The organism is Sphaerisporangium sp. NBC_01403, assembly GCF_045040145.1.
GTDB lineage: Bacteria > Actinomycetota > Actinomycetes > Streptosporangiales > Streptosporangiaceae > Sphaerisporangium > Sphaerisporangium viridialbum.
The window spans coordinates 8,996,409-9,023,402 of record NZ_CP109534.1 but is presented as its reverse complement, the minus strand read 5'-3'; the positions used below and the strand labels follow the sequence as shown (position 1 = coordinate 9,023,402).

The window sequence follows — 26,994 nt, the reverse complement described above, 5'->3', positions numbered from 1 at the left end:
CAGGTGCCGGGGCTCGATCGCGACGCTCTCCCCGAAGTCGCGCAGGAACGTGCCGTCAGTGTGACAGCTGGCACCGACACCTACCGCCCCCTTGCGGCTACACGGCCACCGAACTTCCCGATGCCGTCACGATCGTCACCCCTGCATGTCGCAGAGCGGTCATCACCCTGCCGTCGACGCGATTCGACCTGAGGTATGTCGCCCCCAGGAGCGCGCGAGCGCGCAAGCGGCGATCGCGCTGATGTCTGAGGACAGCCAACCCCCATCTGTGCGAGTGCGGCCGCAGTCCGCCGAATTGGATGCGCTGGCCAAAGAGCGTGCTCGCTACGACAGGACGCTCGGCGATGCGGTGCGCAGTCTGCGCGAGGACGGCGTGTCCTGGGCCGACATCGCTTTGGTGTGCCGAGTGCGGATCGCTGATGCGCGAACCGCGGTGGACCAGCGTTCTCGCGCGCGGTGACGGTGCTCTCCGGGCCTCCCAGTACGAGTGCCCGTACAGGATGTCCACGAGCCGAAGCCGCTCAGGCGGGGCGGCGTCCACCGCAGCGCTCTGCTGGTAGCCCGGCGATCGTCCGCTCACTGGCCGTTCGGGGACTCGTAGTCGGCCATTCACCTTCCCCCTTGTGCGCGTTCGCGGAGAGCCACGAGGCGCTGATCGGAGAGCCCGGCGGCCCCCGCAGAACAGGAGAATGCGGCACATGTGCCGTCCGCAGCAGCGTACGGTAGCCCTCCGCAGTCGGCCCGCTCACCTCGGTCTCGTCGAGCTGGGCGGTCAGTAGCTCCACCTGGTGCCGAAGCGCATGCACGCAGAGAAACACGGACCTCGTCCAAGGACGGCGCCCCCATGGTGCACGCCCTGGGGCCCGCGTGCCGGCGGTGTGGCCAGGACCGCCTCGGCGTCCACGAGCGAGGCCTACACCGAAGGGATCCACACCCGGACGGCGCCGGGCTCACACACCGCGCGGTAGTCGGCACCGCTCAGGACGCTGACACTGCCAGGTGCACCGCTGCGCGGATCCCCGGATAGTGATCGGCCACCTCGACGATCGTCGCGGCGTCGTGAGAAGCGGGATTCCAGGCCACCTCTACTCCGCCGCTGGGTCAGGGCATACGCGAAGTCCTCAGACGTCACCCGCCACGGTGGGGTGCGCGTCGATGAATCCGGCCTCAGCGAGCAGGATGTGCACGTGCGCAGCTACGGCGATATCGCGGTGGGCAGCAGAAGGGTCAAGGGTGTCCACGAACCTCACGGTAGCGGCTGGTCTGCAACTGGATTTCCAAGCTGAGCTTCTACGACTCCACCGCCCTGGGGATAGTGGCCCACACCCGCCAACGCGTTCACGCCACCGCCACCGCCACCGGCCGGATGGTGTTCGTGGGCCTGCCGGCCGGGGTGCGGCATCTGCTGCAACGCACCGGCCTGTTATCCCACTTTGCGCTGCGCGACAGCGTCGAACAAGCCGTCACCGACCTGCTCCCGGTGAGGTGAAGGCTCAGCCCTTGCTTCCCCGGAACCGAAAATCTGTAGTGGCCGAAGTAGACATCCGTGGCCGGTGGGGGTAGTGTTCCTGACATCGCAAGGAACGGATCCACCAGGGCAGAGCAGGACGTAGGCATCACGACGAACTGCCCGGACGAGTGTGGATAGCAAAGACGACGCAGAAAGACGGGCAGAAGGTCGGACGTGCCAGGACCGAAGCGGTTGAAGGGTCCCGGCCGTGGACGCGCTGCCACAGCAACAGCAGTGAACGACAGACAACGTCGGACGTGCCGGGGCCAGCAGTAGGTGAAGGGTCCCGGCCGTGGACAAAGCAGCTGCGGCAAGTGGTGAATGGGCAGAAGGTCGGACGTGCCAGGACCGAAGCGGTTGAAGGGTCCCGGCCGTGGACGCGCTGCCACAGCAGTCAGGCAGTGAACGAGTAACGAGTACCAACGTCGGACGTGCCAGGACCAGCAGTAGGTGAAGGGTCCCGGCCGTGGACGCGCAGCTGCGGTAGTGATGCATGAGGTCGAAGAAGCAGAGATAGCGAAAGGAGTGTTGAACGCCATCAGGATCGCCCGTTGTCGGCTGATGTTCGCCGCACGGGTACCGCGGCTCCACGGATTGGACGGTGGTCTACGGTCACGCATGCGCGATCCCCGCATCCCCGCCCGCATCGGGCGGCCAATGCGGAAGAACAGGTTGGCCCCAGGGCCGGTAGATGGTGTTGAACCTCGTGGGCCCCGGCGCATCATGGCGCCGGGGCCCCTGTTGGCATTGTGGGAAGGTTGTATGGATCAAGCACCGATGGCGTCGGCCGTCCGCTCAGAGCCCAGGCTCCGCGACACCGCCGATAAGGCTGAAACGGCCGGCAAGGCCGACACCGCGGGGAGGGCCGATGGGCTCCCCGCCACGCCGAGTGACCTCTCCGGTCACCGGTTCGACGATGAGGACTACCCCGCCTACAGCATGGGCCGGGCCGCCGAGATCCTCGGTGTCACCCCGGCGTTCCTGCGCAATCTGGGCGCCGCCAAACTGATCGAGCCGCAGCGCTCCGAGGGCGGCCACCGCCGCTTCTCGCGCTACCAGCTGCGCCTGGCCGCCCGCGCCCGCGAACTGGTCGACCAGGGCACCGCCCTGGAGGCCGCCTGCCGCATCATCATCCTGGAAGACCAGCTCGCCGAAGCCCTGCGCATCAACACCGAACTCCAGCAGAGCCGCGACCACAACCAGCCCGACAACGCGAGCCGCCGCTCGGCATGAATGCCGGCGACCTCGCCCCCGGCATTGTCGACACATTGGGAAACGGGAAACATCTCAGCCGCCGCACGCGGAGACCTCATCCGAGTGCGGCGGCCAGTGCGCCTCGTGTCAATGGGGGCTCTCCGGTGCCGCTCTTGCCGCGGCGGTTGAACTTGTGCCATGCCCGCCGCAGCTCTCCCAATGGCCCCACAAGGGCCTGCCGGCGGTTCTTGGTGCCCGCTGTCGGCGTACAGGTCAATGTACAGAGGCATGTACGGGCTGACGTGCAGAGCTCCGGGGCGTGGAAAGCCGGCTGGCTGAGGACGTCTCGGGGCAGGAAGACCTGGCTGAGGGACCGCGCAACTCGCCGTGGCCCCTGACGGTCGGGCGCCAGTGTCCGGGAAGTGTGTGACTGAACCTGCGGTGGCTGATCTCCACCGCGGGGACCTGTACGGCGGACACTGCACGTCGACCCGTACGCGGTGTTGCAGATGAAGTCGTACGCCGACACCCGCGGGCCTCGCTGGCGGTCGTCCCGGTCAGATGCCGTCTCGCCAGCCGTTGCGTCCCCTCACCCCGTAGGTGGGCTCCACCCACCCGACCCGTTCACCGGCCACGATCACCTGATAGTCGGCGTCGTGGGGATCCCACTTCACCAGCTGGTAGCCCTCCAGCTCCTTGTCGGTGTACCAGCGGGGATCGGCGCAGCGGGTCGACGGTGCGGGCATCCGACAGGCGGGCATCGTTCCCAGCCGCCACGCTGCCGGCGACCGTGCCGACGCTACGGGTCGCCGCGGTGCCGAGCCCCATGTTGGCCCGCGCCGCGGACGCGTCGGTCAGGTCGGAAAGGTTGTTGGCTTTCTGCATGGCGCCGACGATCCGCGAGTCGTTCCCAGCCGCGATCGTGGACACCCCGGTTCCCACCGGGAGCCGGGCGACGCCGAGCGTGCCCGAGGTGATGTCCGCCCCGGAGTGGGTGTGGGCGGTGTTGGCCTTCCCGGAGGCCACCTGGTCGGTGTACGCGCGGTCGCCGTGAGCGTCAGGTGCGCCCACATGCGCGGCCTCGATCGTCGCAGCCGTACCGGCCGGGTCGGCGGCGACGTCCTCGACGCCCAGGACCACGACGCCGTCCTGCCCGTTGACCGAGGTGACCGCACCACCCCGCCGCCGTACCGGGCGTCACCCTCGGCGGGCGTAGGTACTGCGGGTGCGGGTCGGGCGGCGCTTCGTGCGCGGCCATCGCCGCGGCGCCTGCCTTCGTTTCCAGCAGAGCCAAGGGCTCACCCCTGCCCAGATGCGCTGGCTCGTTCAGGCCCTGGTGCTCCTAGCGGTATTCACCGAGGTGGGCGCATGGACGCTGCGTCACCCCGATGCTGCGGGGATCGTGGTGCTCTTGACCGCCTCCTCTGCTCTGACCATGGCGCAAGATGCCGCCAACTTGATCGGCCGGGCCTTCGACAAGCTGTACCCGCCGGAGTAATCGCCCGGGGGGTGCCACGTTTCCGCAGGTGGCATATTTGGGGGTTTTCTCCCGAACGCGCCCCAGCCGCCATGTAGGCCTAGCACTCCCGAAAACTACGACGAGCCGCAAAGCGCTTCAGCATGGCTACCCGGTCATGCAGGTCAGGATGCGGCGTCCCCGCTCTTCAAGTCCGGATGCTGGGTGCCGCGCGGCGGTTTCCTCGGCTTGTGGGTCACGTCGGGCAGGTCAAGCCGGATCTCCTCAAGACCGGCCATCCGAGCCCGGGTCGACATGCCGATGTCGCCGGTCAGCAGCTTCACCTTCCGGCCGGCGAGCGCTTGGAACGCCACCGCCCGCGCGATGATCTCATCGTCAGTGCGGGGCAGACGCACGTGGCCGGGTGGGTCGGGCCACAGGTCGATTGTGATCGCGCCTCGTGGGAAGGCTGGGTTCTCCGGGGCGAAGCCCGACCCGTTCACCCTCCCTCGGCGACCACCACCCGCTTCGCCCTGCTGATCGGTCTGACGACCACCACGGCGATGCATCTCGCGGACGGGATGCAAGTCTGGGGAAGGGTCCAGTGGGTGTGCGCCACCTGGGCCGACCGTCCGTCGCCAGAAGTTGCTGCCCCTGCCGGCCGGGACCTATCCCGAGGCGTCGGCCGAGACACCGAGGAAGGGCCTCGGCGTCGGCCGAGGATCCTCCTTGTCTCCTGGTGGGTCTTCCTCGCCATCGCGGTCGCCGCGGCGATTCAGTCTGATCGCCGATCTGCTCCTGCCGGCCGGGTTGCTACCCATGGTTCAGTCCCTCGGCCTCGGCCTCTTTCCCGATCTTCAGGCACAGTCCCAAGGAAGGGTGTGGGTGAGCGTGACGCTGGTCGCGATGGTGGCTGCCGTCACCGCCCTGGTGCCCACGGTGCTGAGCGACCGTCCAGGTAGCGCGGGCCTGGGCCCGATCTATGGGCTGCTGACGGCGTACCTCAGCGGGAGCATCCTCGTTCTGGTCTTCTTGGGCCGCGCGCTGATTCGCGCGTGCCGGGAAGGCAACGGGATATGCGCGCCCTTACCGATCGCCGACGCGCTGGGGGTGCACTTTCTCACGCACGTGTCGATGGCGCTGTTCGGAGGGCTGGTCGGCGTCGGCGTCGGTACCGCGACAGGTCCGGGCAGCTCCAGCGCGACAGCGGCAGGCCGGTCTCGGCTGGGAGCTGGCAGGCCAGCGCCTTGACCTCGGCCACCTGGACCGGGGTGAAGCGCGGGGGCCGTAGGTGCCGGTCAGTTTCGCCAGACCTTCGCGTCGCAGACCTGAGTGCGCAGGGACGGCCGGGTCAGCCGGTGGCCGCGCAGGTTGACCGACAGCTGGTCGGGCGCGATGTCGAGCGTGTGCAGCACGGAGCCGTCGGACGTGGGGAGGAACACCAGTCCCTCACCCTCGCTGTGCGAGGGCGTCGGCACGGAGTAGACGCGCACGACATGACCGGTATCCGGGTTGATCTTGTCGAGCGGCTTGGCGTCGCCCTTGTCGGCGAAGGCGTACAGCATGCCGCCGTACATCTTGGCGCCCTGGATCCGGTCCAACGTCCGGGACAGTGGGACCGTCTTGACCAGGTGGAAGTCCTTCAGCGAGAAGACGTTGAGGACCTTGGTGTTGGACCACTCGGCGGTGTAGAGGTAGCCCCGGCGAGCGTCCACCGCCACCCACGGCACGCCCTCGACGTGCAGGTCGCGCGGAAGCAGGGCGTAACGACCGGTGAACCGCAGCGTCTTGGCGTCATAGACCGCGATGTGCGGGTAGGAGTACTCGGGCGTCCCGTCGGTGCGGTCTCCGTCCTCGATCGGGGCGTAGATCTTGCCCTGGTAGTAGTCGATGTCGCCGATGTGGTTACCGCCCAGTTTGGCGATCTGGGCGGGGATCGCGGGGGTGTTGTACGCCTGGGGCGTCTGCTCGGGGTCGGTCTTGGTCCGGGTCAGCCCGTACTGCCAGGAGTAGAACAACGAGTGGCCGTCGGTCGCTACGCCCTGCGAGCGCAGCAGCCCCGGGACCTTGTCGAGTTCGGCCGTGGAGGGCGTCGTGCCGCTCTCCATGTCGCCCAGGACCTTGAACATGCCGGCGGGGTCACCGCCGAAGGACCGGCTCGACTGCTGCGCCCAGGTCTCGGAGTCCATCTGGTCGTAGAAACGGTCGAGCACCTGCGCCCGGGGGGCCAGGGACGTACGGCCGGTGAGCCTGCCGACCAGCGAGGTCATCGCGGCCTCGGACAGATCCTTGACGCGGACCCGGTCCGTGGCGCGACTCCGGGTCTGCGCGGAGATCTGGATGCCGTTGTCCGGGTTGGCGTCGTCATCGACGCTCTGCAGGAAGACCAGCGTCCGCGCGACGCTTTCGGTGGTGGCGCATTCCCGGTCACCGGCGAGGGCGAACGGGGTCACCACGGGCTCCGGCCGCACGCTGCCGATTTCGATGGAGCCGATGGAAAAACGGACCGTCCCATCACCCCGGAACTGGAACCGGCCCGCCGCGTCGGTGACGCCGCGGACGCCGTGGCTCTCGTAGTTGACGCCTCCGATAACGCCGGGGTAGACGCCCGGCCCACCGGCGAGCACGCCTTCGCGCGGGGCCGACGCCGCCGCCGCACCGGGGGCGCCGCCGGCGACCGCCGCCACCAGCATCCCGCCGAGCACCGCCGAGGCGGCGACCGACCCGCGTATTCCTGTTCTCACCTGGCACTCCTTCATGATCAAGCTTGATTAATGTGGTCCTGGGGGAACCCTGGCGGGCACGGGTCAACCAACAGGCAATGGTGGAAGGACGACAGGTGAAGATTAGAAGCGGTCGATCATCGTCCGGAGATCCTTTCCGCGAACCGGGCGAGTGACCCCATGGCCGGTGTAGCCGCCGGCGTGACCGCCCCGCTCGCAGGTCCCGCCGGACGGACGATCATGTCCTCCATGGTCCAGGAGCGCGCGTCCCCGTTCCGGAAAGGGTCGCAGGCTGGCGGCCCGGTGGCGGTCGCCAGTGTGCGGTCAGCGCTTGACGGCTCGCAGTACGACGAACCTGGGGTCGCTCGCGGCGACCTCGCAATTGCCGAAGAGTCGGCGCAGCTTCGCGTGGTAGCCGAGATGCCGGTTGCCGACCACCCACAACTCGCCGCCGCGGCGTAGTGCGGCGCGGGACCCGTTGAACATGCGCCAGGCCGTCGCGTCGGTGGTCGCGCGCTGCGCGTGGAACGGCGGGTTGTTCAGCACCAGGTCCACCGTCCCCGCGGGTACGCCTGACATGCCGTCGGCCGCCAGGAACGCGGCGGTGCTGCTCGCAGCCACGTTCGCCCGGAACGTGGCCTCCGCGGAAGCCAGCGCTTGATAGGACTCGTCGATGAACGTCACCTGGGCTTCACTGTTGGTCAGTGCCGCGGCGAGCCCGGTCACCCCGTTGCCGCAGCCCAGGTCCACGACGTGTTCGCGTCCACGGCGCGACGGCAGGTTCCCCAGCAAGAAACGGGTGCCGACATCAAGGCGGTCGGCGCAGAAGATGCCCGCGTGGTTGGTGACGGTCAGACCAGAGACGGCTCCGATGCCGGTGGGCAGCGCGTAGCTCAGCGGCCACGGGTTGCCGCTCCGGGGGAGCCGGGGGTCCGGTGAGCAGAAGATCAGCCGTGCCTTCTTCACCGCCAGTGACGTCCTGGTCGGCCCGAGGATCCGTTCGAACAGCTTCAGCGTCGAGGTGTGGATCTCGGTGACCATCCCCGCGCCGATGACCACGGTGCCCGAGTGCACGTGGGGTGCGAGGCGGTGCAGTTGGTCCTCAAGGAGCGCGAGGCTCTTGGGCACTCGGATGAGCAGCACGTCGATCAGGTCCGGAGGCGCGTCCCTGGTCGTGCGGAGCCGCACCGCGTCGGAGGCTACCCCGTTGCGCTCCAGGTTCGAGCGGGTCGCCTCCTGGCCGAGGAAGGAGTCGCTGATCTGCACGGGGCGGTGATCGGCGATCGCGGTGACCAGAGCACCCCACCGGTCGCCCAGCACGACCACGGTGCCCGACAGGTCCGTGGGCTCGCCGTCGATTCCGTCGAGCGCCCGCAGCAGATATTCGTCGGCGGCGTCCCAGGCGCGAAGTGGGTCGCGGGGGTCCTCGGGGAAGCGGGTGAGGTCGAACTCACCTCTCGACGTCGTCAAACGGTTCATCGCGCCTTAGGTTAGCGAGTCGCACGATGCGCCGGTCACATGCCGCCTTGCCTCTCCGCTCAAGCGAGCGGATCAGCGCTTTCGCCGGGATCGGCTGATCCCTGGCCACCGGCCTTCTGCGGACCATCAGGCCCCTTCAAATCAGAGTGCGCACCATGCGGTTCCTCCGCGGCTACCGTCCCCTCAGTGGTCTCCTCTGAAGCAGGAGTCTCCTCAGGAACAGGTTGGGTGGACGCGGTCTGGTTCGCCGTCCAACGATGCCAGAGCACCTCGCCGAGACCCTCCCGGCGCATTCGCAGATCCAGGTAGAGGAGAACGACGACCGCGACCCACCAGGCGGAAATCGAGCCGTAGATCCCGGTGGAGAGCCAGGAGAACAGGTGTCCGAACAGAGATTGCCCCCAGAACTCAGGACCCGCGATCGCCGGGGGTGCCGCCAGGAGGAGCACGCCGAAGAGAGCGGAAAAGAGAAGGGCGGCGAACAGGTACACGAGCAAGCCGATCAGCAGCAGCGCGCAGATGGTCAGCAGCACACCGATCACGCGCCAGAATCCGTTTCCGGCCAGGGAGAGGGAACGACGCAGGGCGCGCCCCGTTCCCACCGGCTCCAACGCGGCGGCCGCGGGCGCGAACACTGTGAAGAATGCCATGAGAAGCGTGCCCGGAACGGCGGCGAGAAGCCATATCACAACGGGCACGACCTCGAATCCCGCTACCCCAAGGCTCACGCGCTCCTGAGCGCCAGAGCTCAACACGCCCTGATAGATCAGCCCCGCCAACTGCCCGAAGGACAAGAACGCCGTCACGCCCAGCAGGATCAGCCACACGAACTCCCCGAGCATCAGAAACGCTGTCACGCCCACCACTGTTCTGACCCGGCGACGAAGCAATCCCAGGGCCTTCCGGATCGTCACAGACTCCCCGGTCATCGCCTGCACGACGAGAACGGCCTGTACAGCCCCCTGCAAAGCGAAGGACGCCAGGTAGAGCGCGGCGATCCCGAAGAGCCCCGTTAATCCTGCCTGCACATTTTCCGGCACTTCCGCCTTGGGATCTGCCAGTGCCGTGATGACAAGCCATGTCCAGGCCTGCGCGAGTAGGTCGGTCACGATGGTCAGGATCAGGGCTGATCCCACGAAGGGCCAAGGGTGATACCTGATCAGCCGTACGGCCCCCGACAGGATCTCGCTCACCTCGAGTGGGCGGAGCGGAATGATGGGCTGCCTGCGTAATGGAGGAAACATCATTCAACGGTCTCCTTGGACTGCCTGTCGCGAAGATAATCGGACTGCTCCAAGAACTGGACAACGGCGAGCGCGGAGTTCACCGCCAACACCGGAATCAGGAAACCCCACTTGAGAATGGCCACAACCATCCATCCACCAAAGCCGAGATCGCTCGCACTGAAGTCGATCAGGCCTGAGGACCCGTTCACCACCGCCGCACCGATCACGCCCCCGAACGATTCGAGTAGTACCTGCGTGACGAGACGCAGCGCGAGAATGCGGAAGAACAGCCCGCGAGTCAGTCGACGGGACTCTCGCAACGCGACTGTCGCCGACGCTCCACGAAGCGTCACCCCAGGAGCCGCGAAAGCGAACCTGATTCCCACCGCGGCGACCACCGCGAAGCCTCCGAGATAGAACAGAACAGAGAAGAGCAGCGAATGCCACCAGTCGTCCATGTTCTGGAATCGGGGGATCAGAAGACACAACGCCAAGCCGAGGCCACCGAGTAAGCACGTCAGGGCGAACAGTCGGAGCAACGCACGGAACGACCCGCCCTCCGATGTCCTCTCGGTCAGCAAAGGCGCCAGCAGGCCACTCAGCACGACGATCGCGGCACTGTTCACCGCGATCAATGCCAGCCCGGACAGGATGTCCGCGAACTTCTCAATGGTGAACGGATATCCGAGCCAGACCAGCGGCCTGTCGAAGAGCCGTGCCAAAGACAGCTGCGCGACCAGCGTGGGCACCGCGACCGCCGCCGTCATGAACAGGATGGCGAACGGCCGATTTCGCGCCCTCCGCGCCGCCTCCAGGAGCTGATCTTCGGGCGGTCGCTGCCGAGGTGGTTTGGCCGGCTGCTCTCCCGGCCCCCCGGGGAGACTCGACGCCGAGTTCTCCCTGCCATCGGCCACCAGTCCATTAGACAGGTATGCCTCACTGGACATCAATAGACATGTCCACTTATCTCGATCTTCGCAGTCTTCGAGCGTTTAAAGGCAAGCGCAAACGGCTCATCAGCTGTCGTTTTCCCAACAGCCAATGTCCTCGCAGCTGGGCCACCATGCAGGCATCAGAACTTGTCGAAGTCGCAGAGGTTCACCGTCAGAGTTCTCTGGATGCTCACCGGAGTGATCACGCGGAAGACGACCCGGTGCGGGCCGGATGTCTTGAGCGATCCGGCCGGTAGCACGGTCTTGGCCGGCGTGGTGCTCACGGTCCTGCCCAGATCCTGGCCGTCGACCAGCCACCGGTAGGTGAATTCCGTGCGCGCGCCGGTTCTCCCGACGATGCCGTAGAGGATCACGTCCTGACGCCAGCAATCTCCCAGCTTCACGCCCTCCGGACGCACGCTCACCGAACCCACGCCGCCGCCGGCCGTGGCCCGCTTGGCACTGGGGCTGGGTGCGGCCTTGGCGTTGGGGGCAGATGTGGGCTTGGCGCTGGGGCTGGGTGCCGATGTCGCGCCGGGGCTGCGCGTCGGCCTGGCACCGGTTTCGTCCCGCCCGCGAGCCGGCCGGCTTGGCGTGCGCGTTGGTTTCCCGGACTGCTTCACCTTCGTCTTGGTCGTGATGGGCTCGTCAGTCGTGATGGGGGTGGGACCGCTGGAGGGAAGGGCGGCCGGGCGGCCGGTGATCCCCGGCTGGAACGTGGAAGGCAGCCAGACGACGGCTGCCGCGACCACCGCCCCACCGGTGACCAGGAGCACGGCTCCACGGCGGCTTCGGGGCGTCGCCGTCCTTCTCGGAGGCGATGCCGGGGGCGCGTGCCTTCTCGGAGCCAATGGTGGTGGTGCGTGCCTTCTCGGAGGTGATGGTGGTGGTGCGTGGCCGCCGATGAGCTGGAAGAGAACGTCCTGCATGGCCGGGCGGAGAGCGGGGTCCTTGGCCAGGCAGTTGTACACGATGGAGCGAAGCGGCTGCGGCAGGTCGCCCAGCTGCGGCTCGTCGTGCAGGACTCTCCTGAGCACCGCGGGCATCGAGTCATTGCCGAATGGCGGGGTGCCGGTGGCGGCGGACACGATCACGGATGCCCAGGCGAACACGTCGGCGGCCGGGCCGACGTGTTGCCCCGCGATCTGCTCGGGAGCCATATAGGCGGGGGTGCCGACGATGCTGCTGGTGACGGTGAGCGCGGCGTCGATGGTGCGGGCGATGCCGAAGTCGATGACCCTCGGCCCATCGCGGCCCAGCAGCACGTTGGCGGGCTTGAAGTCCCGGTGCACGACGCCCGCCCGGTGGATGGCGGCCAGCGCCGTGGCGGTGGCGACGGCGAGCCGCTGCAGGTCGGCCCCGGTGTGCCGGCCGGCCTGCTGCAGGGAGGGTCCCTCGACGTACTCGGTCACGATGTACGGCCGGCCGCCCAGCGACGCGTCGAGCACCTGGGCGATACAGAACGGCTCCACCCTGCGCGCGGCGGCGATCTCCTTGGCGAACTCCTTGGCGAAGCGGTCGTCACCGGCCACGTCCTCACGCAGCACCTTGACCGCGACAGGCCTGCCGTCAGGCGCGGTGCCGAGATAGACCACGCCCTGGCCGCCTTCCCCGACCTTGCGGACGATCCGGTAGGGGCCGATCAGGGAAGGCTCCCCTGGCTCCCCTGGCTCCTGCGTCATTCGGAGTCCAGGGGACAGACGGTGAAAGAGACGGCTTTGGCTTTGACGACCGGCGAGGTGATCCGAAAGGTCACTGCGTGCGGGCCGGGCCCCAGGTCGTACTGCAGGGAAGGCACGAACGCGGTGTAGTCGGTGACCCACAATGAGCCGCGCTCCACGTTCTTCCCGTCCACCACCAACGTGTAGGAGAACTCCACCGACCGTCTGTCCGACTCCACCCTTGTGGAGAAGTTCGCCGGCCCCTCGACGCAGTCGGCCGACCCTACCTTCCCCTGTGGGCGGATGGAGAGAATTCTGAGCGCGGCGCTCGAGACGGGCTTCTTGGTGGTGCGGCTGGGGGTGGGCGTCGGCCGCGTGGTCGTTCGCTCGGACGAGGGCGTGGACTTCGGCGTCGATATCGGGGTCTGGGTCGGTGTCGGCTTCGGTGATCTCTTCGGTCGTTGGGGGGCGCGCGTGGACGGAGTCGCGGAGCCCGTGGTGGGACCGGCGATTGTCGGGGTGCCGGAGTCGGCTCCGCGCTGGGCGGCCAGGTTCTCCTGTGAGGGCGCGAGCCACGTCGAGGGCAGCAGCCACGTTGAGGGCACGAGCCACACGACGGTGGCGACCAGGGTCAACGCCATCGCAGCGGCGACCCCCGCGATCAGCGGGACGTTGACAGGACGGCGGGAGGGGGCGTGCCTCGGCCCCATCGGCGCCTGCCTCGGCCCCACGGGCATCTGCCCCGGCCCCGTCGGCGCCTGCCTCGGCCCCACAAGTGCCTGTTTCGGCGGCGTGGGCCCCTGCCCGCCGAGGAGCCGCAGGAGTACATCGCGCATGGTCGGACGCTCGCGTGGATCCTTGGCCAGGCAGCTGTACACGACCGAGCGGAGCGGCTGCGGCAGGTCGCCGAGTTGAGGCTCGTTGTGCAGGATGCGGTTCATGATCGCGGGCACCGTGTCGTTGCCGAAGGGCGGCGTCCCCGTCGCCGCGTACACGACGACCGACGCCCATGCGAACACGTCGGTGGCCGGGCCGACCTGCTGCCCGGCGATCTGCTCAGGCGCCATGTAGGCAGGAGTGCCGATGACCGCGCTGGTGACCGTGGCCGCGGCGTCGGTGGTGCGGGCGATGCCGAAGTCGATGACGCGCGGCCCGCCGGCCCCCAGCAGGACATTCGCCGGTTTGAAGTCCCGGTGCACCACGCCCGCCGCGTGGATGGCGGCCAGTGCCGTCGCGGTGGCGACCGCGAGCCGCTGCAGGTCCGCGCCGGCGTGCCGCGACGCCTGTTGCAGAGACGGTCCCTCGATGTACTCGGTGACGATGTACGGCCTGCCGGTCAGCGACGCGTCGAGCACTTGGGCGATGCAGAACGGCTCCACCCTGCGGGCGGCGGCGATCTCCTTCGCGAACCGGTCGTCGCCGGCCACGTCCTCGCGCAGCACCTTGACCGCGACGGGCCTGCCGTCGCCGGCCTCGCCGAGGTACACGACGCCCTGGCCGCCCGCGCCCAACCGCCCGACGAGCCGGTACGGCCCTACCGCCGCCGGGTCGCCTTCACGAAGTGGTTCGACTTGCGGCATCGGGGGGAGTGACTCCTGAGGCGGACGCGAGTGGATCTTAAGCACCCTAGCTGGATAAGTGGTGATTTGTTCGGCGGTCAGCCCCACAGCCAGCCGGCCTTCGGCCGGTCTTAGTGGCGAATTGTCCAGCCAGCCGTCATCGGCGGCTTCCTCCTCATCGCGGGCACCGGGCCCGCCCTGGATCCGTACCTCCCGGCCCACGCCACCGTACGAGTCGCCGATCTGGCGGTGGTCGAGAAGATCCTGGCCGACCAGGGAGGGGAGATCCTGGACGGGCCGAACCGGGTGCCCACCGGTCGCAACCTGACCGTCAGGCACACCGGTGGGCCGATCATCGAGTATGTGGAGCCGGACCCTGAGCGGCTCCGGACGCTGGCCCCCTGGTCACCGGTGAGGTCGGTCGAGAGCGTCGAAGAAGGCGCGCACGTCGCCGGCGAACAGTTCGGGCTGCTCAAGGGAGAGGAAGTTGCCGCCGCGCTCGAACTCCGTCCAGCGGGTGACGTTGAGGTCGCGCTCGGCGAAGCGGCGGATGGCGACGTCGGTGGGCAGCGCGACGGCCACCGCGGCCGGGACGGTGCCGCGCTCCTTGGGGGCCCAGGCAGCGGGGTCGTGCGACATCTCGTAGTAGAGGTTGGCCGAGGATCCGGCGGTGCCGGTGAACCAGTAGACGCTGACGTTGGTAAGCAGGTGGTCACGGCCGACGGCGTCCTCGGGCAGGTCCGCGGCGCTGTCGGTCCATTCCTTGAACTTCTCGGTGATCCAGGCCAACTGGCCCACAGGCGAGTCGTGCAGGCCGTACGCGAGGGTCTGCGGCCGGGTCGACTGGATGACGTTGAAGCCCATCATGTCGTCGCGGAAGTTCTGCAGTCGGGCCAGGCGCACCTGCTCGCCCTCGGTGAGGCCTGCGAAGTCGGCGGGGTCGTCGGAGGGGAAGGTGACCAGGCCGTTGAGGTGGATGCCGATGACCCGCTCGGGTGCCTGGCGGCTCATCTCCGCCGCGATCCACGCGCCACCGCCGCCACCCTGCACGCCGTACCGGTCGTAGCCGAGGCGGGCCATCAGCTCGACGAACGCACCCGCGATCTTGCCGGTGTTCCAGCCGGGGCCGCTCAGCGGGCCGGAGAACCCGACGCCGGGCGTGGAGGTGACGATCACGTGGAAGTCCCGCGACAGCGTTTCGACGACCTCGGTGAACTGGGTGAACGAGCCCGGCCAGTCGTGCAGGAGCAGCAGCGGGGTGGCGTCCGCCCTGACGGATCGGACGTGTACGAAGTGGATGTTCTGCCCGTCGATCTCGGTGGTGAACTGTGGGAACTCGTTCAGCCGGGCCTCGGCCTCCCGCCAGTCGTACTTGTCGGCCCAGTAGTCGGCCAGGCCCTTCAGGTACTCCCCCGGCACCCCCCGGCTCCAGCCGGTGCCGGGGATCTCACCACTCCAGCGGGTGCGGGCCAGGCGGTCACGCAGATCGTCGACCTCGGCCTGGGGAATCTCGATGCGGAACGGGTGGATCACGCCTGCGGACGGGGTGAGGGTCATCGAAGTCTCCCTTTCGAGGAGGTCAAGGCCACGCGGGCCGTACGAAGCGATCTCGGGAACGGACGTGCCGCCCCTGGGAGTTCGTCCGGGGCGGTGGATGCGGCCCGGCGCGTTTTCCCGTGCTTCACACGTTAGAAGCCCATTAGGAACGATCGATTCCTAATGGGCTTCCTGATAGCCAGAACCCGCGGTACGGCCTGCCCGGCGGGCCGCCGGGCAGGCCGTACGGGCTTGGCCTCAAGGGGTGGCGAGGGCCTCGGTCGGGGGCATGCGGGCGGCGCGGACCGCCGGGTAGAAGCCGGCGATGCCGCCGATGATCAGCGTCGCGACCACGCCGCCGACCATCGCCCAGGCGGGGATGATCGACGGCCAGCCCTGGGAGGTGGCGTAGGCGATGGTCACGCCGATGCCCAGGACCACTCCCCCGATGCCGCCCAGGGCCGACAGCAGTTGCGACTCGGCCAGGAACTGCAGCCGGATCTGCCCCCGGGTGGCGCCCAGGGAGCGGCGGAGGCCGATCTCGGCGCGCCGCTCCAGTACGGAGATGACCATGGTGTTGGCCACGCCGACCCCGCCGACCAGGAGCGCGACGCCGCCCAGGCCCAGCAGCAGCGCGTTGAGCGTCGCGTCGGTGGCCTGCTTGGCGGCGAGCACGTCGGAAGGACGGGAGACGTCGACCTCGTCGGGGTGCTCGGGGTTGGCGGAGGCGGCCAGCACGTCCCGCACCTCGACCACGTGCTCCTCCTCGGCCCGGGTGTAGACGGTCGTCGGGTAGCCGTCGAAGTCGAGCCTTTCCTCGGCCACCGGCCAGCCGACGAGGGCGGAGGTGTCGAGCTCGGGGGCCAGGGGCGCCGGGGCGAGCACGCCGACCACGGTGAACCACTGGCCGCCGAGCCAGACACGCTGCTCCGGCCCCGCCTGGGCGACGCCGAGCCGGTCGGCTGTCCTTGATCCGAGGACCACCGCGGGGTAGCGGTGGGTGGCCGCGTTCAGCCAGGTGCCGCTGACGACCGTCGCCCCGACGTCCTTGAGCAGGTTGAGGCGGGCGGCCTGGACCGAGATGCCGCCGGACTGGGACTCCGGTATGTGGTCGTTGCGGTAGACCTTGGCGCTGGTGGCTCCGGTCGCGGTCACCGATGTCACCGGGCCGATCTGGCCGATCATGCTCTCCGACTCGGTGGGCAGGTGGGACCCCTCACCGAACATGGTGTTGCCAGGTGAGACCGTGAGCAGGTTGGTGCCGAGCGCGGAGAGCTGCCGGTTGAGGTCCTCCTGGCTGGAGGTGGAGATGCCGACCACGCCCAGCATCGCGGCGATGCCGATCGCGATGCCGAGGGCGGACAGGAACACCCGCAGCGGCCGTGACCGCAGTCCCGCCCCGCCGACCCTGAGCACGTCGCGCGGGCTGAGGCGGGAGGGCGTCAGCCGCGTACCGCGCCGCTCTTCGGAGATGGTCACCATGCCGTCCCTCGCCTGGTCTGAGAGATGACGGGCACCGGCCCGGCCTGGAATGGGACGGTCACCATGTCGCCACCCGATCGGCCCGGGAGTCGTGGACGACGCGGCCGTCCAGCATCTCGATCTGCCTGGGCAGGGCCGCGGCGATGTCCCGGTCGTGCGTGATGATCAGGACGGTGGTGCCGGCCTGGTGGAGGTCGCGCAGCAGGGTCATCACGGCGCCACCGGATTTTGAGTCGAGGTTGCCGGTGGGTTCGTCGGCGAGGAGCAGCTCGGGGTCGCCGACCACGGCGCGGGCGATGGCCACCCGCTGCCGCTCGCCACCGGACAGCTCGTGCGGCCGGTGGTCGAGGCGGTGCCCGAGGCCCACCCTGTGCAGCACCTCCGTCGCCTTCCTTCGCCGCCGCCTGAGGGGAACGCCGGAGTAGAGCAACCCGTCGGCGACGTTGTCCAGCACCGGCACCCCGGCGGCCAGGTGGAACTGCTGGAAGACGAAGCCGATCGTGCTCGCGCGCAGTGCCGACAGCTCCCGGTCGGTGAGCGCCGCGACGTCATGGCCCGCGATGCGCACGGTGCCGCCCGATGGCCGGTCCAGGGTGCCGATCATGTTCAGCATCGTGGACTTGCCGGAGCCGGACGGACCCACGATGCCGACCAGCTCGCCGTACCCGATCTCCATCGTGGCCCCGCGCAGGGCGGCCACCTCCCCGGCGTAGAGCTTGCTGACCTCGCTGAGTGAGACGATCACTTGGGCACCACCACGGTCGCGCCCTCGTCGACCCCGGTGACCTCCACCTTGCCGTCGGCGAACATGCCCGTCTTCACCGCCGCGTAGCGGGTGGCCGGGCCCTCCACCACCTGCACGCCGTACCCGCCCTCTGCCAGCGCGAGCAACGCGTTGACCGGCACGACGAGCACGTTCTTACGCTGCGCCGAGACGATCGTGACGTTCACGGGGGCGGTGTCGTACGTATTGAGCTTCTTGCCGGCGCGGATGGAGACGACCACCTCGATCGTGGTCGTGGTCTCGTCCTGGCTGGTGCTCTCGGTGGCCACCTTGCCGATGTCCTTGATGGTGCCCGGCACGGTGGAGCCGTCCGGCAGTTCCACGGTCGCCTTCATGCCCTTCTTGACCAGATGCCGGTCGGCGACGTCCAGCGGGACGGTGACCTGACGGGTCGTACCGGTGTAGGTCAGCACGGGGCCGCCGGCGGTGGCGCCGAGTGTGGTCTTGAGCTCGGCGACCCGGAACGCGCCGTCGTGGACGACGACGGCGCCGGGTTCGACCCGGCCGGTGACCGGGACGCCGATGTCCTCCTGCCACTGCTTCACAGCTTCGCGGGTGCTCCAGGTGAACTCGTCGTCCACGGTGAAGCCGTCGTAGCCGAGTTTGGCCAGGTTGGTCTCCAGCAGCTTGACGTCCTTGCCCTCCACCCCGTTCTCCAGGGTGCGGTAGAGGGGCGTGCTCCCGTACAGGAGCGGAACCCGGTCGGCGTCGACGCTGTAGACGGCCCGGCCCCGGGTGACGACGGCGCCGGCAGCCGGTAACCAGGTGATCGTGCCCTGGCGGGAGGTGACCGAGACGGTGGCGGTGTCGCCGTAGCCCAGGGTGCCGTCGACGGTCTCGGTCTCGGTCAGCGTGGTGCGGGTGACCTGGGCCGTCGCCGGGGGCGTCCGCTGGGCGACGGGCGTGCCGGTGTCGCCCCCCACGCCGATCGCGGCCGCCACCGAGGCGGCGAGCACCACTGCGCAACCTGCGGCCACCGCGACCGTCTTGCCCCGCCTGCGCCGCCGCCGCGGGGGCGCCTCCGGTTCGTCCGTAGCGCTCATGGGCCGCTCCGTTCGCGTGTCGCTCACCCTCCGGACCCCTTGGCGGGCCCGCCGAGGCCGCCCAGCTTGTCGCGGCAGGCCTCCTCGGCCTTCTTGAACGTCGGGTCGTCCGGCTTGATCTTGCTGTTGGGGCCGCCGATCCTGATGCCGCCGCCCTTGGAGAAGTCCGGATCGGGCATGTCGACGCCGTTGTCCCGCATGCACTGGGCGAAGGCGCGAACCTTCTCCTGCTCCTCCGGTGATATCGTGCCGCCCTTCTCGCCCATCGGGCTCAGGCTGCGGCAGGCTTCCATGGCCTTGTCCATGGTGGCCCGGTCGGCGCCCTTGGGAATCTTGATGGCGATCCTGCCGCCGTCGGCCTGGGGATCGGGCATGTCGACGCCGTTGTCCCGCATGCACTGGGCGAACTTCCTGCCCTGCTCCTCGCGGTCGACCGAGGCGGTCGGGGAGGCGCCGGTCGGGGAGGCGGTCTTCGTGCCTTGCACCGAAGCCACCCCGCCGGACGTCGCCGGCTGTCCGCATCCGGCGGCCAGCGCTAGGAACGCCACCGCCACAAGTGTTCTTCTCATGCCCCGAATGCTGCCGAGCGCGGATCGGAACGACCCCCGAGCAACCTCGGAGGAACCTCGGAATACTGAGCGGGAATCTCACAACGCCGACGAGCAGCCGCGCAATCCTCGGCCGGTATCCCGCGATCCTGGGCAGGAACCTCGCAACGCCGAGTCACGCAGTTCTGGAAGGCGTCTCACAGGCGTGAGGTATCTCGTAGTCCTGAGAAGGTGTCTCGCAGTCCTGAGGTATCTCGCAGTCCTGAGGTGTCTCGCAGTCCTGAAGCGGGAGCAGCACCCGGAAGGCGGCGCCCTTTCCTGGCGAGGTCGCGAGCTCGACCCGCCCGCCGTGCGCCCTGACGATGCCCGCCACGATGGCGAGCCCGAGCCCCGCCCCGCCCTCCGCGCGCGAGCGGCTCTGGCTGATCCGGTAGAGCCGCTCGAAGACGCGCGGGGCGTGATCCTCCGGGATTCCGGGGCCGGTGTCGCACACCTCCAGCACCCCCATGACCAGGTGCGCCCCGTCACCGACGGCGGCGGCCGGTGCGAGGGCGGCCCTGCCGGTGCCCACCCGGACGATGATCTCCGCGTCCGGCGGGGTGTGGACGAGCGCGTTGGTCACCAGGTTGGCGGCCACCTGCCGCAACCGGGCGTCGTCGCCCAGCACCATGACCGGGCTCAGCGCCGGACCGAGCCCGGTGAGCCGTACCCGCCGCTCGGGGAGCCGGGCCCGCGCGTCGCGTACCGTCTCGACCGCGATCTCCAGCAGGTCCACGGGGTGGCTGTCGAGGGCGCGTTCCTCGTCCAGATGGGCCAGCACGAGCAGGTCGTTGACCAGCAGGCCCATGCGGGTGGCCTCGTCCTCGATCCTGCGCATGGTCTCGTCCATAGGGGGACCCGGCGGGGTGCCGCCCCTGCGGTAGAGCTCGGCGAAGCCCTGCACCGAGGTCAGCGGGGTGCGCAGCTCATGGGAGGCGTCGGCGAGAAACCGTCGCATCCGCGCCTCGGACTCGATCCGCGCGGCGATCTCCGACTCCACCCGGTCGAGCATCACGTTCATCGCGACCCCGAGACGGCCCGGCTCGGTGTGCGGGGCGGTCTCCGGCACCCGGCGGCTGAAGTCGCCGGCGGTGATCTGCGCGGCGGTCTCCTCCATCCTGGTCAGGGGGCGCATGCCGAGCCGTACCAGGGCGGCGGCGACCAGGCCGAGCAGCAGCAGCACCACCGCCATGACCCCGGCGTCGATGGCCATCAGCCACCGCTGCGTCGCCTCGATCTCGGCCAGCGACGCCGTCATCACCACGATGCCGCCGTCGGGGAGATCCATCGCCTTCACCCGCCAGGACGGCCCGTCGGTGCCGGGCACCGTGTACGGCGCGCCCTTCTGGATCTGGTCGACGGGACCGAGCTCCGGCCTGTTGGGGAGTGCCCCGGGGATCTCGGCGGCCATCTTCCCGTCCGGCGCGAAGACATAGAACCTCCTGTCGCCGATCATCCGTTGGACGATCGCCCTCTCGGACACCTGGATCTGGATGCGCGGCTTGTCGGGCTGTGCGGGCACGCGGAACGGCAGGCCTTTGTTGGGCATCATCACCGCACCCGTCACGGCCGTCGTGGCGGTGGCGTCGAGCTGGTCGTCCAGCCGGTCGACCAGGTAGTTCCGCAGCAGCGTCAGGCCCACCGCGTTGGCCAGCACCAGCGCGACGGCGGTCAGCGCCACCGCCGCCACCACCAGCCGCGCCCGCAACGTCCAACGCCCCGGCGACCCAAGCCCCCGTCCGAACCCGTCCGCGAACGGCCTCACGCGTCCTCCAAGCATCGGACCTCCCGCGGACGAACCTACGCGTCCCCCCACCTTCTTCGGAGCTCCCGTGGACGGGCTCACGCGTCGCCCTTTCGCGGCAGCTTTAGCGTGTAGCCGACCCCTCGTACGGTGTGGATCAGCGGCGGATCCCAGCGGTCGATCTTCTTGCGCAGGTAGTAGACGTAGGACTCCACAATGCTGGCGTCCCCGCCGAAGTCGTAGCGCCAGACGCTGTCGAGGATCTGCGTCTTGCTCACCACCCGTCCTGCGTTGGTGAGCAGGTAGGCCAGCAGGTTGAACTCGGTCGGCGACAGGTCCACAGGAACGCCGCCGCGCCGCACCTCGTGGGCGTCCGCGTCCAGCTCCACGTCGGCGTACCTCAGCAGGTGGTCCGTGGACGGCCCGGCCACCCGGCTCCGGCGGAGGATGGCCTTGATCCGCAGGACCACCTCCTCCAGGCTGAACGGCTTGGTGACGTAGTCGTCCGCGCCGAGGCTCAACCCCTGGACGCGGTCCTCCACGGTGTCCCGCGCGGTCAGGAACAGCACGGGCACCTCACCGAGCCGGCGCGCCACCTCGAAGCCATCCAGATCTGGCAGCATCACATCGAGAACCACGATGTCCGGATCGAACGCCGCCGCGGCCCTCAACGCGTCCAGCCCGCACTCCGCCGTCTTCACCTCGAACGACACCAGGCGCAGTGTCTGCGAAAGCAGAGCGAGGATGTTCGGCTCATCGTCAACGACGAGAACCTTGTCGGCCCGTTCCATAACCCCTACCTCTACCTGACGCACCTCAACGCCAGCTCAAAGCAAGAAGATCCACCCGCCTCGACCACCATCCGAGTCGCGGGAAGAGACCGCTCGGCCCATCGCACGAGCACACTCCGCTGCCACCTTCATACCTTCCGCGACCGGGAATTCGATGCGCCACAGCCGCCGGAACGAACTCAAAAAGCGGTTACGGCCTGCTATATATGAGCGATTATTCAATAATATTGACGCGAATTACGGTCCATGTGACGCTATACCTGCAAAGGTGCCCATAATGGGACGCGCGACGCACATGGGAAGCGGAGACGGCGACGGAATTCCTGCGTAGAATCGGCAAGTCGATGCGCGAGCTGGGAAGCACGGCCAACACCGACGGCTGCCCCGACATCTGGGAGATGGAGAACATAGCCGTGGTCGGACGTGACGTTACAGCGAGCTATGCGGACAGGCTTCCCAGTGATGTGACCATTCGCGCGGACGAGCGTCTCGTCATGATCCCGCGACACCTTCCCACCAGCGCAAAAGCGGATATCCCAGATGCTTGACCAGCTCAGCCGCCTTCCAGCGCAGCATCTCGATCTCGCCGCGCTGGCCGCTATCACTGTTTCCTTAGTCCTGCAGGCCCGTGAAGCCAAGCTGGCCAGAGAACAAGCGTCAAGGGCCACCCATAATGAATTGATCACGATGGCTCTGGAAATCCGATTTATCGGGAATGCTGGGGAGTGTTCAGCACCGAGACGGACGAGAGATCCCTCAGGCAGCCGTTGTACACCAACTTGATCTTGTCTTACTGGCAGACCCGGTTCGAGCTGGGCACCTTTTCTGAGACGCATCTACGCCACGGCGCGACGACCATCTTCTCCGCCAGACCTGGGCGAACTTTCTGGAACGAGGCAAGAGAAGCACGTATCAGAACCTCGCAGACAAGAAAGGCCCGGAGGTTCCACGCGATTCTCGATGAGGAGTACGAGAGGTCGGTCGCGGCTACCCCCACGCTCGACCGTCCCTCAGAGGCGCGCGCCACGCGAGTAGCCGCGCTCATGCGCCGGATCGCTGATCGGCGGACAGATAGGCGCAACTGTTCACAGGTGGCCGGGGGTGGGGCCTGGGATGTGGACGTCGCGTTCGAAGAAGGGTGTTCGACGTGCATGATGACGCAACCCTGTCGGGCGGCAGGGTGCTGGCCGAGTGCACGGCGGGCTCCTTCGACGGCATCAGGCTCGACGACACCGGCCGCATCTGGGCCGCCACGCATGAGGGCGTGCACTGCTTCGCCCCGGACGGCACGCTGATCGGCAAGCTGAAACTTCCGGAGAAGACCTCCAACCTGGTCTTCGGCGGACTCAAGCGCAACTGGCTGTTCATGACCGCCTCGACCTCCGTCTACGCGATCATGCTCAACGTGCGCGGGGCCAGGTCCGTCTACAAGGGCGTCTCCACGGCGGAAGGCGGCCACCCTGGATGATGACCGCCTTCCTTGAGGAGGGGTTAGTTGGTGAGCACTCGGGTGTGAAGGTCGGTGACGGTCTTGCGGGCCGATTCGAGGGCGCCTGCCTGCCAGGCGATCATGTAGCTGAGCCAGTCGCCGGCGAAGTGAACATGGCCGGCCGGCTTGTTCAGGAGCTGGTAGCCGCCCGTGCGGGAGGGCCAGCCGACCCAGGCGCCCTCGATGTGCGGCTGGAGCCTCCAGGAGACCGACACGGAGGCGGCCAGCTCGTCGCGGTACTTCGCGCCGTGGATCTTCATGCCCTGCTCGATCGCGCGCTTCTCCCGCTGTGCATGCGGGAGCGCGGCGTAGGCGTCCTGGTTTGAGCCGTTGTTGTAGTACCCGATGATGAGCCCGCGCCGCGCGCCGTACCCGTAGGACGGGTACCACATGACGGACAGGTCGAGGTCGGTGTTGGTGATGCCGCCGTAGATGTTCTCGTCGGTCTCCCACCACCGGCGCCGGTACTCCAGGCCGATCTTGCCGGAGGAGGTGACGGTCGGCGTCGACAGGGCGGCCTGTACGTCGGGGCCGAGGTTGTGCGGGGTCTTGGCCAGGATGTGCGGCGGCATCGCGGCCACGCAGAAGTCCGCCTTGATCTTCCGGGTCTTGCCGTTCTTGTCCTGGTACTCGACCTCGACCCCGTCGGGCAGGTCGGTGATCTTCGTGACCTTCGACCTCAGCGAGATCTTGTGCTTGCCGATGGCGTCGGCGAACGCCTTGGGGATGGAGTCCATGCCGCCCACCGGCTGGAACATCAGCATTGCCTGGTCGTAGCCGAACTCGAAGGAGAACCGCTGCCCGACGCCGCTCCCGAGCACCTCCGAGAGCGACGGCACGGGGCCGAGGATGGTGCCCGGCTGCTCGCCCGCGCCCGGGTCGGTGCTGTAGCCCCGGTGCTCGTTGCCGGTGTAGGCGAAGCCGCTCGCCCTGTTGCCGATTGAGCCGAACCCGCGCAGGAAGGAGATGAGCTTCTCCTTGTCCTGCGCGGTCAGCTTGGCGTCGAGCGCGCCGCTGTCGGTGGCCGTGGAAAGCAGTTCGGAGATGTAGCCGTAGACGTCGGCCTTCGCGGTGCGCCATCTGACCGGCGCGGTCATGCCTGCGGCCTCGTTGTAGATGTAGGACTGCGCGTTGGAGTTGGTGAAGACCTCCAGTGCCACGCCAAGCTCGCGGCAGTAGTCCATGGTGACCATCCACTGCGCGAGCCTGGCCGGCCCGGCGTTCATGTAGATGCCGTCGGAGAAGCGAGCGGTCTGGGTCGAACCGTCCAGCTCAGTGATCCGGTCGCCTCCCCTGATGGTCCAGTTGCGCCCGCCGACCCGGTCCAGCGCTTCGAGGATGGTGCAGTCGTAGCCCGCCTTGCCCAGCTCGTACGCCGTGGCGAGGCCCGCGACGCCCGCGCCGAGCACGACCACCTTCTTCGCGCCCCTGCCGGTCAGGGTGAAATCGGACGGTTGCGGCGGCACGAACGCCGTACGGGTCGCCGCCTCCGCACTGGGCGCGAGACCCAGCGCGCCCATCGTCGCCAGGAGTGCGCCGGCGCCACCGGTCGCGCCGACAGCTGTCAGGAAACCACGTCTGCTGTAGTCCACAGCCACCTCCAAGATCTACTGGAGGCCAGTGTGAGCGCGATCTGTTGCCCCAGATCGACGATCATGTTCCAGGCATATTTCCGTAAAAGTCACACCATGTAGTGAAATTTCGGTGTTTGGGGGTTGGTGCGGAGAGTCGGAGTATTGATCTCTGTGGGGATGACGTGCAGTGTGTGATGCGTCGGCGTGCCGTACGGGGCGACCGCGGCAGGACCTCGCGGAGCGTCCCGCGTACGAGAAGGAAAGCATCTTGAGCTCAGAGTCAGCGGGTCGCTTCGGCCTGGTCGGCAGCGGGTGGCGTTCGCAGTTCTTCCTGCGGCTGGCCAGGCAACTACCCGAGCGGCTGTCGGTGACCGGCGTGGTGACCAGATCGGCCGAGCGCGGCGCCGAGGTCGAGTCGCGCTGGGGGGTGCCGGCATTCCGCTCCGTCGGCGAGATGCTCGCGGCCGGACGTCCGGAGTTCGTCATCCCCTCGGTGCCGTGGCCGGTCACCCCGGAGGTGACCAAGGAGCTCGTCGAGCTCGGCGTCCCGGTGCTGGCCGAGACTCCCCCGGCGGCCGACCTGGACGGGCTGCGCGACTTGTGGACCGCCGTCGGGTCCAGCGGCCTGGTGCAGGTGGCGGAGCAGTACCTGCACATGCCCGGCCACGCGGCGAGGCTCGCGCTCATCAGGGAAGGCGTCATCGGGCAGGTGACCTCCGTGCAGGTCTCCTCGACGCACCTCTACCACGCCGTGTCGATGATCCGTCACATGCTCGGCGCCGGCTTCGAGGAGGCCACGGTGAGCGCCCGATCGTTCACCGCCCCGCTGGCCGACCCGCTGACCCCGGACGGCTGGACGGGTGACGCGTCGCCGAAGATGGCGGCCACCACGATCGCGACCATCGGGTTCGCGAGCGGGATGGGACTCTACGACTTCACCGACAACCAGTGGTGGAACCCGCTGCGCACCCGGCGCATCGTCATCCGAGGATCGCTGGGCGAGTTGGTGGACGACCGCGCCGTGCGCCTGGCCGACCCGTCCACCCCGGTGGAGTCGCACCTCATCCGGCGCCAGACCGGGATCGACCTGAACCTCGAAGGCTTCGAGCTGGACCACATCGGCTTCGACGGGCGCATCGTCTACCGCAACGAGTACAAGGGGGCGCGGTTCTCGGAGGACGACCTCGCCGTCGTCTCGCTGCTGTGCCAGATGACGGCGTGGGTGCGGGGCGAGGCCCCCGAGCCCTACTCGCTGGCCGACGGCTGCCAGGACCACCTGATCAGCCTGGCGATCGGCGAGTCGCTGCGCACCTCGGCCGACGTCACCACCACCCGCGAGGCCTGGGCACGCTGACCGCCCCGTGCGGGTTCAGGGAGTGCCGAGGTAGGCGAGGACGGCGGCCACCCGGCGATGGGTGTCGGGGCTGTTCTCCAGGCTCAGCTTCATGAAGATGGAGTTGACGTTCTTCTCTACCGCCGACACCGACAATTGCAGAGCCCTGGAGATGCCACCGTTGGACTTCCCGTGCGCCATCTCGCGGAGCACGTCGCGCTCGCGTGACGTCAGTGCCTCCGTGCCGCCTCGTACGGCCCGGCGGGCGAGCAGCCCCTCGACGACCTTCGGATCGATGACCGAGCCGCCGGTCACGACGGCGCGAATGGCACCGAGCAACTCGTCCAGGTCGCCGACACGGTCCTTGAGCAGGTACGCGAAGCCCTCGGTGCCGTGCTTGAACAGCTCGACGGCGTACAGCGAGTCGGCGAACTGGGAGAGCACGACGATGCCGACCGTGGGGTGGCCGGCCCGGATGTGGTGCGCGGCGTCGATGCCCTCGAAGCCGGGGCGCCAGTCGCCACCCGGCATGCGAATGTCGGTGATCACGACGTCGGGGGTGAGCCGGCGTACGGCGTCCACCATCTCGTCGGCCGTGCCGACCGCGCCCACGACCACGAGCTCGCCGGACATCTCCAGCAGCTGCCTCGTCCCCTCGCGAACCAGGTAATGGTCATCCGCGACAACGGCCCGCATCCGCTGTTCAGCCATATACGGCCCCTAACCCACACACAGGCCGTTCAGACATGAATGACACCCACGCACACAAACGCTGCTCGGACACGAACGATCGCCCACGCACACGCGGGCCGTTCAGACATGAACGGCCTCGCAGACGCACAGCAGCTGTTCAGGAATCGGCTGCCCCCAGTGGCACGAAGACTGTCGCGA

26 protein-coding genes and 1 pseudogene are annotated in these 26,994 nt (G+C 68.4%); 10 read left to right on the top strand and 17 right to left on the bottom strand.

The genetic code is table 11. The features are described from left to right. The first annotated feature begins 274 nt into the window (after positions 1–274). The 3 genes from OG589_RS40705 to OG589_RS40695 all read left to right on the top strand — a co-directional run bounded on the left by OG589_RS40705 (position 275) and on the right by OG589_RS40695 (position 2,743). On the top strand, positions 275–460 hold the full coding sequence (locus OG589_RS40705) for a hypothetical protein (RefSeq protein WP_405144017.1): 186 nt from the start codon (positions 275–277) through the stop codon (positions 458–460). A gap of 798 nt (positions 461–1,258) precedes the next feature. After that, positions 1,259–1,489, top strand: coding sequence for an STAS domain-containing protein (locus OG589_RS40700; RefSeq protein ID WP_405152221.1), 231 nt, complete (start codon positions 1,259–1,261; stop codon positions 1,487–1,489). A 960-nt stretch (positions 1,490–2,449) separates the two neighbouring features. After that, on the top strand, positions 2,450–2,743 hold the full coding sequence (locus OG589_RS40695; protein WP_405152220.1) for a MerR family transcriptional regulator: 294 nt from the start codon (positions 2,450–2,452) through the stop codon (positions 2,741–2,743). A gap of 518 nt (positions 2,744–3,261) precedes the next feature. Here OG589_RS40695 and OG589_RS40690 read toward each other — a convergent pair. Beyond that, a complete protein-coding gene (locus OG589_RS40690; protein ID WP_405144015.1) occupies positions 3,262–3,450 on the bottom strand; it encodes a hypothetical protein in 189 nt (62 codons plus the stop codon). Between the two features lie 137 nt (positions 3,451–3,587). Here OG589_RS40690 and OG589_RS40685 point away from each other — a divergent pair, with 137 nt between their 5' ends. Continuing rightward, positions 3,588–3,758 (top strand): hypothetical protein, encoded by a 171-nt coding sequence (locus tag OG589_RS40685; RefSeq protein WP_405144014.1) that lies wholly within the window; start codon positions 3,588–3,590, stop codon positions 3,756–3,758. A 171-nt stretch (positions 3,759–3,929) separates the two neighbouring features. Continuing rightward, entirely contained in the window at positions 3,930–4,202 is a 273-nt protein-coding gene (locus OG589_RS40680) for a hypothetical protein (RefSeq protein WP_405144013.1), read from the top strand. Between the two features lie 143 nt (positions 4,203–4,345). Here the strand turns inward: OG589_RS40680 and OG589_RS40675 are convergent, their stop codons facing one another. Further along, the gene (locus OG589_RS40675) at positions 4,346–4,729 is read right to left on the bottom strand and encodes a hypothetical protein (protein WP_405144012.1); all 384 of its coding nucleotides are present in this window, start codon (positions 4,727–4,729) and stop codon (positions 4,346–4,348) included. A gap of 316 nt (positions 4,730–5,045) precedes the next feature. On the opposite strand from OG589_RS40675, the gene OG589_RS40670 reads away from it, so the two are divergent. Next, positions 5,046–5,411 carry a hypothetical protein gene (locus OG589_RS40670; protein WP_405144010.1) on the top strand — a complete coding sequence of 122 codons (366 nt, stop codon included), beginning with the start codon at positions 5,046–5,048 and terminating at the stop codon, positions 5,409–5,411. Between the two features lie 47 nt (positions 5,412–5,458). Here the strand turns inward: OG589_RS40670 and OG589_RS40665 are convergent, their stop codons facing one another. The 13 genes from OG589_RS40665 to OG589_RS40605 all read right to left on the bottom strand — a co-directional run bounded on the left by OG589_RS40665 (position 5,459) and on the right by OG589_RS40605 (position 21,707). Beyond that, positions 5,459–6,904: a hypothetical protein gene (locus tag OG589_RS40665; RefSeq protein ID WP_405144009.1), complete on the bottom strand. Its 1,446-nt coding sequence runs from the start codon at positions 6,902–6,904 to the stop codon at positions 5,459–5,461. A 303-nt stretch (positions 6,905–7,207) separates the two neighbouring features. Next, positions 7,208–8,362 carry a methyltransferase gene (locus OG589_RS40660; RefSeq protein WP_405144008.1) on the bottom strand — a complete coding sequence of 385 codons (1,155 nt, stop codon included), beginning with the start codon at positions 8,360–8,362 and terminating at the stop codon, positions 7,208–7,210. Positions 8,363–8,421: 59 nt separating this feature from the next. After that, on the bottom strand, positions 8,422–9,555 hold the full coding sequence (locus OG589_RS40655; protein WP_405144006.1) for a hypothetical protein: 1,134 nt from the start codon (positions 9,553–9,555) through the stop codon (positions 8,422–8,424). Between the two features lie 50 nt (positions 9,556–9,605). Next, complete coding sequence (locus OG589_RS40650) at positions 9,606–10,502, bottom strand: glycerophosphoryl diester phosphodiesterase membrane domain-containing protein (protein ID WP_405144004.1); 897 nt, start codon at positions 10,500–10,502, stop codon at positions 9,606–9,608. A gap of 158 nt (positions 10,503–10,660) precedes the next feature. After that, complete coding sequence (locus tag OG589_RS40645) at positions 10,661–12,202, bottom strand: serine/threonine protein kinase (protein ID WP_405144002.1); 1,542 nt, start codon at positions 12,200–12,202, stop codon at positions 10,661–10,663. Then, positions 12,199–13,761 (bottom strand): protein kinase domain-containing protein, encoded by a 1,563-nt coding sequence (locus OG589_RS40640; RefSeq protein WP_405144000.1) that lies wholly within the window; start codon positions 13,759–13,761, stop codon positions 12,199–12,201. Before OG589_RS40640 ends, OG589_RS40645 begins: the two co-directional genes overlap by 4 nt. A 384-nt stretch (positions 13,762–14,145) precedes the next feature. After that, entirely contained in the window at positions 14,146–15,297 is a 1,152-nt protein-coding gene (locus OG589_RS40635; protein ID WP_405143999.1) for an epoxide hydrolase family protein, read from the bottom strand. A gap of 237 nt (positions 15,298–15,534) precedes the next feature. After that, positions 15,535–16,758 (bottom strand): ABC transporter permease, encoded by a 1,224-nt coding sequence (locus tag OG589_RS40630; RefSeq protein ID WP_405143998.1) that lies wholly within the window; start codon positions 16,756–16,758, stop codon positions 15,535–15,537. A gap of 58 nt (positions 16,759–16,816) precedes the next feature. Continuing rightward, complete coding sequence (locus OG589_RS40625; protein ID WP_405143997.1) at positions 16,817–17,503, bottom strand: ABC transporter ATP-binding protein; 687 nt, start codon at positions 17,501–17,503, stop codon at positions 16,817–16,819. Continuing rightward, positions 17,500–18,585 carry a peptidoglycan-binding protein gene (locus tag OG589_RS40620; RefSeq protein WP_405143996.1) on the bottom strand — a complete coding sequence of 362 codons (1,086 nt, stop codon included), beginning with the start codon at positions 18,583–18,585 and terminating at the stop codon, positions 17,500–17,502. The genes OG589_RS40625 and OG589_RS40620 overlap by 4 nt, the downstream gene beginning before the upstream one ends. Positions 18,586–18,608: 23 nt before the next feature. Beyond that, on the bottom strand, positions 18,609–19,154 hold the full coding sequence (locus tag OG589_RS40615; protein WP_405143994.1) for a hypothetical protein: 546 nt from the start codon (positions 19,152–19,154) through the stop codon (positions 18,609–18,611). 154 nt (positions 19,155–19,308) lie between these two features. Continuing rightward, on the bottom strand, positions 19,309–20,937 hold the full coding sequence (locus tag OG589_RS40610) for a sensor histidine kinase (RefSeq protein ID WP_405143993.1): 1,629 nt from the start codon (positions 20,935–20,937) through the stop codon (positions 19,309–19,311). Positions 20,938–21,014: 77 nt separating this feature from the next. Then, on the bottom strand, positions 21,015–21,707 hold the full coding sequence (locus tag OG589_RS40605; RefSeq protein ID WP_405143992.1) for a response regulator transcription factor: 693 nt from the start codon (positions 21,705–21,707) through the stop codon (positions 21,015–21,017). A 344-nt stretch (positions 21,708–22,051) separates the two neighbouring features. Between OG589_RS40605 and OG589_RS40600 the strand changes: the two genes are divergently transcribed. The 3 genes and pseudogenes from OG589_RS40600 (at position 22,052) to OG589_RS40590 (ending at position 23,175) form a co-directional block, all read left to right on the top strand. Beyond that, complete coding sequence (locus OG589_RS40600) at positions 22,052–22,255, top strand: hypothetical protein (protein WP_405143990.1); 204 nt, start codon at positions 22,052–22,054, stop codon at positions 22,253–22,255. Then, a pseudogene (locus tag OG589_RS40595) lies at positions 22,248–22,705 on the top strand (DUF6082 family protein); the annotation flags it as partial. The gene OG589_RS40600 and the pseudogene OG589_RS40595, both read left to right, overlap by 8 nt. Positions 22,706–22,854: 149 nt before the next feature. Next, positions 22,855–23,175 carry an SMP-30/gluconolactonase/LRE family protein gene (locus tag OG589_RS40590; protein WP_405143989.1) on the top strand — a complete coding sequence of 107 codons (321 nt, stop codon included), beginning with the start codon at positions 22,855–22,857 and terminating at the stop codon, positions 23,173–23,175. A 23-nt stretch (positions 23,176–23,198) separates the two neighbouring features. On the opposite strand, the gene OG589_RS40585 is transcribed toward OG589_RS40590, so the two are convergent. Continuing rightward, entirely contained in the window at positions 23,199–24,788 is a 1,590-nt protein-coding gene (locus OG589_RS40585) for a flavin monoamine oxidase family protein (protein WP_405143988.1), read from the bottom strand. A 250-nt stretch (positions 24,789–25,038) separates the two neighbouring features. Here OG589_RS40585 and OG589_RS40580 point away from each other — a divergent pair, with 250 nt between their 5' ends. Beyond that, on the top strand, positions 25,039–26,124 hold the full coding sequence (locus tag OG589_RS40580) for a Gfo/Idh/MocA family protein (RefSeq protein ID WP_405143987.1): 1,086 nt from the start codon (positions 25,039–25,041) through the stop codon (positions 26,122–26,124). Between the two features lie 15 nt (positions 26,125–26,139). Here OG589_RS40580 and OG589_RS40575 read toward each other — a convergent pair whose 3' ends face one another. Beyond that, a complete protein-coding gene (locus OG589_RS40575; RefSeq protein WP_405143986.1) occupies positions 26,140–26,814 on the bottom strand; it encodes a response regulator in 675 nt (224 codons plus the stop codon). Between the last annotated feature and the right edge of the window lie 180 nt (positions 26,815–26,994).

What these genes read in the sequence shown, in the direction of transcription:
- OG589_RS40695 (WP_405152220.1), top strand. Translation starts at nt 2,450, where the DNA reads ATGGGCCGGGCCGCCGAGATCCTCGGTGTCACCCCGGCGTTCCTGCGC.
- OG589_RS40690 (WP_405144015.1), bottom strand. Translation starts at nt 3,450, where the DNA reads ATGCCCGCACCGTCGACCCGCTGCGCCGATCCCCGCTGGTACACCGAC.
- OG589_RS40685 (WP_405144014.1), top strand. Translation starts at nt 3,588, where the DNA reads ATGGCGCCGACGATCCGCGAGTCGTTCCCAGCCGCGATCGTGGACACC.
- OG589_RS40675 (WP_405144012.1), bottom strand. Translation starts at nt 4,729, where the DNA reads ATGCATCGCCGTGGTGGTCGTCAGACCGATCAGCAGGGCGAAGCGGGT.
- OG589_RS40660 (WP_405144008.1), bottom strand. Translation starts at nt 8,362, where the DNA reads ATGAACCGTTTGACGACGTCGAGAGGTGAGTTCGACCTCACCCGCTTC.
- OG589_RS40645 (WP_405144002.1), bottom strand. Translation starts at nt 12,202, where the DNA reads ATGACGCAGGAGCCAGGGGAGCCAGGGGAGCCTTCCCTGATCGGCCCC.
- OG589_RS40640 (WP_405144000.1), bottom strand. Translation starts at nt 13,761, where the DNA reads ATGCCGCAAGTCGAACCACTTCGTGAAGGCGACCCGGCGGCGGTAGGG.
- OG589_RS40635 (WP_405143999.1), bottom strand. Translation starts at nt 15,297, where the DNA reads ATGACCCTCACCCCGTCCGCAGGCGTGATCCACCCGTTCCGCATCGAG.
- OG589_RS40630 (WP_405143998.1), bottom strand. Translation starts at nt 16,758, where the DNA reads ATGGTGACCATCTCCGAAGAGCGGCGCGGTACGCGGCTGACGCCCTCC.
- OG589_RS40620 (WP_405143996.1), bottom strand. Translation starts at nt 18,585, where the DNA reads ATGAGCGCTACGGACGAACCGGAGGCGCCCCCGCGGCGGCGGCGCAGG.
- OG589_RS40615 (WP_405143994.1), bottom strand. Translation starts at nt 19,154, where the DNA reads ATGAGAAGAACACTTGTGGCGGTGGCGTTCCTAGCGCTGGCCGCCGGA.
- OG589_RS40605 (WP_405143992.1), bottom strand. Translation starts at nt 21,707, where the DNA reads ATGGAACGGGCCGACAAGGTTCTCGTCGTTGACGATGAGCCGAACATC.
- OG589_RS40600 (WP_405143990.1), top strand. Translation starts at nt 22,052, where the DNA reads ATGCGCGAGCTGGGAAGCACGGCCAACACCGACGGCTGCCCCGACATC.
- OG589_RS40575 (WP_405143986.1), bottom strand. Translation starts at nt 26,814, where the DNA reads ATGGCTGAACAGCGGATGCGGGCCGTTGTCGCGGATGACCATTACCTG.